At 64.1% G+C, this 5,527-nt stretch carries 3 protein-coding genes and 2 pseudogenes; all 5 read right to left on the bottom strand.

Annotated features, from left to right (window positions below; genetic code table 11):
* Positions 1 to 244: 244 nt before the first annotated feature.
* The gene (locus tag NA4_RS43945; protein ID WP_373862875.1) at positions 245 to 742 is read right to left on the bottom strand and encodes an HNH endonuclease; all 498 of its coding nucleotides are present in this window, start codon (positions 740 to 742) and stop codon (positions 245 to 247) included.
* Positions 651 to 1,817 (bottom strand): annotated as a pseudogene (locus NA4_RS43940) (reverse transcriptase/maturase family protein); the annotation flags it as partial. The gene NA4_RS43945 and the pseudogene NA4_RS43940, both read right to left, overlap by 92 nt.
* A gap of 630 nt (positions 1,818 to 2,447) precedes the next feature.
* On the bottom strand, positions 2,448 to 3,107 hold the full coding sequence (locus tag NA4_RS43090) for a group II intron maturase-specific domain-containing protein (protein WP_245671772.1): 660 nt from the start codon (positions 3,105 to 3,107) through the stop codon (positions 2,448 to 2,450).
* A 141-nt stretch (positions 3,108 to 3,248) separates the two neighbouring features.
* Positions 3,249 to 4,140 (bottom strand): annotated as a pseudogene (locus NA4_RS43085) (reverse transcriptase domain-containing protein); the annotation flags it as partial.
* A gap of 711 nt (positions 4,141 to 4,851) precedes the next feature.
* A partial coding sequence (locus NA4_RS37030) for an IS630 family transposase (protein ID WP_245671771.1) occupies positions 4,852 to 5,527 on the bottom strand: 676 nt, incomplete at its 5' end.

The raw sequence follows: 5,527 nt of genomic DNA, 5'->3' as shown, positions 1-5,527 counted from the left end.
CAGAGCGTGTCTCATGTGGCTGATTTCGCGAGTTTCTTGTAGCAGGTCAGTGCCGCGGCGAGTGTCAGGAAGGCGCAGAAGTGGATGCCCTTGCGCTCGTAGCGCAGGTTGAGCCGGTGGTAGCCGGTGAGCCAGGAGGATGGGTCGACCGCGCAGCGAGGTGCCAGCTGTGCTGGTCCTTTTCCGCGCGGTCTCCCGCCGAACCGGATTTGATGGTTTCCCGATCGTCCGGCTCTCCAGTGAACTACTGCGTGAGTGGTGCGGCCGGGTGCCCGGTGTGGATGTGGCCGTGGCAGATGGTGCAGACCACAAGGGTCTTGCGTCGCCGGTTCGCCATGGCTGTAATCCATTGGGGCTGACGCCGTCCGGGTATTCCGAGTTCTGCGAGCTTGCGGATGTGGTGGACTTCGACCTCGCCCACGGTGCCGCAGAGTTCGCAGGTGTCCGCGAGGAGCCTGGTGAGGATCTCCTTGTGCGGGTAGTCGACCCGGACCGGCGGGGAGTCGCGGACTTTCGCCGTTTTTCTGCCGATGCAGCGGTATGCCGCCGAACCGTGCGACCAGTGGTTGCCTGCCTTGTCGTTCGATGCGCGCTTCGAAGCAGGTGCGTGGCCCGTGTGGTGTCGCGATCTTGGCTTTGTGCTTGGCCGCCATCTTCGACATCGACGAGCGGTGCTTGGCTGCCAGGGTCTTGAGCATCGAGGTCTCCATGACCCAGCGCAATCGATGCAGCCGGTGAACATCCCCGGCGAGCAGGTAGTACTGGACAACGCCCCGGTAGATGGCCCCGAAAGTAGCGATGATGCTGTAGTCGCTGCCCTGGATCAGGGGCTTCTGCTTGGCGGGTTTGCCGTGGTGCAGGTAGGGGGCGGATTTGGCCTTGACCACGTCCAGAGGGACACGCAGGGCGACTTGACCGTTGACCCGTCGGTAACGGCCGGTCTTCTTCGTGTCGTTGTGCTGGACGGTGATCTCGTAGCCGAGGAACCGTGCCGCGCCTGTGCGGGCGTGGGTGATCAGCGTCTTGTCCTGGGACAGTTCTAGTTTGAGATCGTCATGCAGGAACTGCGCCAGCCGCTGTTTGATCTCCTCGGCTTCGGCCTTGTGTCCGGCGAACCCGAGCAGATGATCATCTGCATACCTGCAGTAACGCAACCGCCGATAACCCGGATCGTTCGGATCGGCGCTGGGCAGGCTGGTCATCTGCTGCCGCAGGAGCCGAGCTTGAGCCCGGTCCCCGCGCCGACGGGCTGTCGCCAGCTGCGTCTGCAGTTTCAGATTGGCAGGGTTGCGGGCCCTGCGCTCACCTCGGGTGTATTCCGGGATCAGAATCTTCTCGACGAACTGATCGAGTTCATGCAGGTAGACGGAAAACAAGATCGGCGAGGCAACCCCGCCCTGGGGAGCCCCCGACAAGGTGGCACCCCACTTCCAATCCTCCAGGTATCCGGTCGTCAGCATGTTGCGCACCAGCCGCAGAAACCTGTTGTCGTGGATACGATTCGACAGGATTTCGACCAAACGATCATGATCGAGCGAACCGAAGCAGTCGGCAATGTCCGCCTCGATGAACCATGCGGTCCCGGCCCAGGTGTTGGCGATCTCCCGCAATGCGGTATGACAGCCCCGCCCCGGGCGGAACCCATGAGACCGATCGGAGAATGTCGGCTCGTAGTAAGCCTCCAGCAGCAGGCGAACTACCTCCCCGACAAGCTTGTCCGACCAGGTCGGCAACCCCAAAGCGCGGGTTCTGCCGCTGCTCTTCTTCGGGATGTCCACTCGACGGACCGGGCGGAATCGGTAGCGCTCGTGACGCATCGCATCGATGATGCGATCGATCTTCACCCGTGACATGCCGTCCACGGTTTCCGGGGTGACCCCAGGCGTCATCGCGCCGTGGTTGGCGTAGATACGCCCGTAAGCCATCAGATACAACTGCGGATTGAACAGTTGCCGATACAACTCCTCACACGGCAGTCCACGCCTGCCGCGCTCACGCAGGACACCCAGCACCGTTGCGGCGCTCTGCATTACGCATACCTCCCGATCACATCTGGTGTCCGATTCACCTGGCCCCCTTCGCCCTGCGGACGGCTTTCCCGTCCTCCCTGGCCGGGCGTGACTCCGGCGACTACTACGAGGCCTCCGTCGCCCTAGTGTTCCGCGCCTGAAATTCGTTGAAGATATTTAGCGGAGTGATTCGAGGATCTCCTCCGCGGTCTTTCGCCAGACGAATGGTTTCGGATCGGCGTTCCACTGCTCGATCCAGGCTGTGATGTCTTTGTCCAGTGCCGCAACGCTTTTGTGGACTCCGCGACGCAGGAGTTGGTCGGTGAGGAACCCGAACCAGCGCTCGGAGGGTAGCGAGGGCGTGTTGCCACGCCCTCGCCCCCTAAGAACCGGCCGTGCCCGCTTTCCAGGCAACCGGCTCAAGCAAGCCCTGAAGGCTCACAGGTCGGCAGAAGTGCGGTGCCCGCCAACGCTTCTGGTGTGACTGCGGTGGCAGTGGGCGTGGATCAGACGCGTTGCGGTCCGGTCGTCCGTTGGGTGAGCGCCCATAGTGACGATCGCCTGTCGGCGAATCGCGGTGCGGGCGGCCGTGAGCCATTGCTGCCATTGGTGTGGCGTTTGCGGTTCGCGGTCGGTGTGCAGTAGCAGTCCTCGGCAGAGCGGGCATCGGCCGTTCTGCGCGCGCAGTCGGCGCAGGGTGTCCTTGCCCAGCGGAGGGGTGCGGCGGCGACGCCGCTCGGTCCAGTAGTCGGCCAGGGCTGGGTCGTCCGGAGACGCCGTGCCTGCGACCATCCGGTGCCGGACGATCGGTGTCCAAGCGAATTTACGCAGGTAGAAGCCACTGTGGTGGCTGCCGAACACCCACGAATCCCGCCTGGCGGGGTTGAATGTGCCGAAGTAGCGGGCTTTGACCCAATACATCGGTTTGTTCGAGTGACGGAATCTGGCCCACTTGTAGACCAGCCGCCACGTGTGGGCGTCCAGCGCGGCGAACGCCCGTTTGGAGACCCCGATCCGGTAGTAGGCCGCCCATCCGGTGATGATCGGATTGAGGGTGGCGGTGACCGCGTCGGCGTTGGAGCCGCGCAGCCGCTTCATCTCAGTGGACAGCCGTAGCCGGATGCGCCGCAGCGCGGCGTTGCTCGGCTTGGTCAACAGCTTCCCGTTCGGGTAGCGGCGAATGTTGAACCCCAGAAAATCCACGCCCTGATCCAGGGTCGTGATGCGGGTCTTGTCCTCGTTGAAGACAAGCCCTCTGGGAGCCAGCCACTGCGTCAACTGTTGTTTGACCCGTTCGGCCTGCTCGCGCGAATAACATAGTGCGAGAAGGTCATCGGCGTAGCGGATAACCACCGGAGTGCCCTTCACCGTTTTCCCGGCAAGGGTGCCGTTGGTGTAGTAACCGACCCCGGCGGCGGCTTCCATGCCGTGCAGAGCAACGTTGAGTAGCAACGGACTGATCACCCCGCCTTGTGGAGCACCCTCCTCGGTCGGCGCGAAACGGCCATCATCGACCACGCCGGCGGTCAGCCACTGCTGCACGAGTCCCCGGGGCGGGGAACGTGCCGAGCGAGCCGACGATATGGCCGTGGTCGAGGTGGTCGAACGCGGCGGCCAGATCGGCGTCGAGGATCCACACGCGTTTGGCGTCGGTGCGGCTGACGGTGGTGTGGATCGCCACGATGGCGTCGTGGCATCCCCGGCCCGGCCGAAACCCATAGGATCTGGGTTCGAACCGGGCCTCCCACTCGGGTTCCAGCGCATTGACCACCAGCGCTTGCAGTGCCCGATCGGCGATCACGGGAATCCCCAGACCGCGGCGCCGCCCGTTGCTTTTCGGTATGAACACCCGCTTGACCGGCCACGGCGACCACGCGGCGGTGCGGTGCTGCAACCAGTCGACCATCTCGGTCTTCTGCTCCGCATCCGTCACCACCTCGCCGTCGATCCCGGCGGTCTTGCGCCCCGCATTGAGCTCCGTGACCCGCCGCACCGACATCAGCACATTCGCGCGGGAACGAAGCATCAACTTCTGCAAATTTCGGACCTTCTTCAGGTCCCCGGCCTGTGATGCCGCGAAGATCCGCTGCCGTAACCGCCGTACCTGGTCCTCGACAGTGCGCCAACGCACGGCGTCCCAATCGACAAGCAGGTCTCCGGGTCCGTTCACCAGCAGTGTGGTGTCCAACTTGCCCCTCGAGTTCTGACAGTTCCGGTCATCGAGTCATTCGCAGGCTCACCCGGCTCGCGTCAGCACCCTTTCAGGTCGAGGCATCAGGCCTCTATCCGGCCAGTTATGCGGGTGTCGCCAGCGGAGGAACTAGTTGTGTGACACCCGGTTTCCTGCGGCCTTTCGACCCACCGGCATTCGCTTCTCGAGCCATCCTGCCCCCGCTGCGGAGTTCAGCCTTCCTCACAGTCGACCTACCAAGCAGCGAATCTGCTTGGACCGCATCGGGATTGTCACGTTCCGCATGAGACAGACACGACCGGATTGGGTGCCCTCTGGACCCCGGGGACGGTGGTGCGCCTCCGCCCGGCCAAATCCGTCCGGACGGCACCTGTCGTCTCACAACGACCGGCCCCTATTCTCCCGCTGCAACATCCCATCGGCGGAAGTGCTGATGACGAGGCGTCGACGAGGGTTCACGCGATTCACCCGCCCGGTCTTCCCCAGCCTGTGACCCCTGGATGGAACAAGGGTCCTTGGGCCGTGCCCTCGGGCTTCGCACCCCACGGTCACCCATGACGCACGCCGAGGCGAGGACGATCCACGCGCACAGGATCGGGAACTACGTTATCGGCATCGGCCGACCCCTCCTTCTACGAGTTCCACTGTTACTCATGCGACTTCGTGTCGCACGATGCGGTTCAGCCAGGACGAGTAGTTGGGCAGGAACACCAACTCGACTGCGTTGGCTGCGCACCACGCCCGCACCTCGGCGCGTTTGTGGACCGAGTAGATGTCGCAGATCAGATATAGTTTCTGGCCCGGCCACCGGGCTCGCAGTGATTTCAGGAACGCCAGGAACTCCGTCCAGCGTTTCCGGTCCCGGATCCGGTAGTACAGCTGGCCCGAGGACAGGTCCAGGGCACCGAACATGGGCCGGACGCCCTGGGTGCGCCGGTAGGTCGCGCGCAGCCGGCGTGGCCGCCGCGCGGTGAACCAGCCGCGGCCGGGGCGGGGCTGCAGGTTCAGTGGCCCGAACTCGTCCACGCAGACCACACGGCCGTCGGCGGGCGGGTGGTCGTAGAGGTCGAGCACCCGCGCCATCTTGGCCTGAAAATCAGGGTCGCCCGAGGCCTTCCACGTTTTCGTGGCCTGCCACGACACCCCGCCGGCGTTCAGGATCTTGCGCAGGGTTTCACGGCTGATGTCGGCGATTTTGTTGATCCGCAGCACTTCCGCCAGCTTCGTCAGGCTCCATGTCGCGAACGGCCATCCCAGGTCACGGGGGCAGCACCGTGCGATCTGACAGATCCGATCACGTGTCGCTTGATCGGTCTTCGCCGGCCTG

Origin of the sequence: Nocardia amamiensis NBRC 102102 (assembly GCF_001612745.1) — a bacterium.
Taxonomy (GTDB): domain Bacteria; phylum Actinomycetota; class Actinomycetes; order Mycobacteriales; family Mycobacteriaceae; genus Nocardia; species Nocardia amamiensis.
Note: the sequence above shows the minus strand (reverse complement) of the source record. Positions and strands in the feature narration are given on the sequence as shown.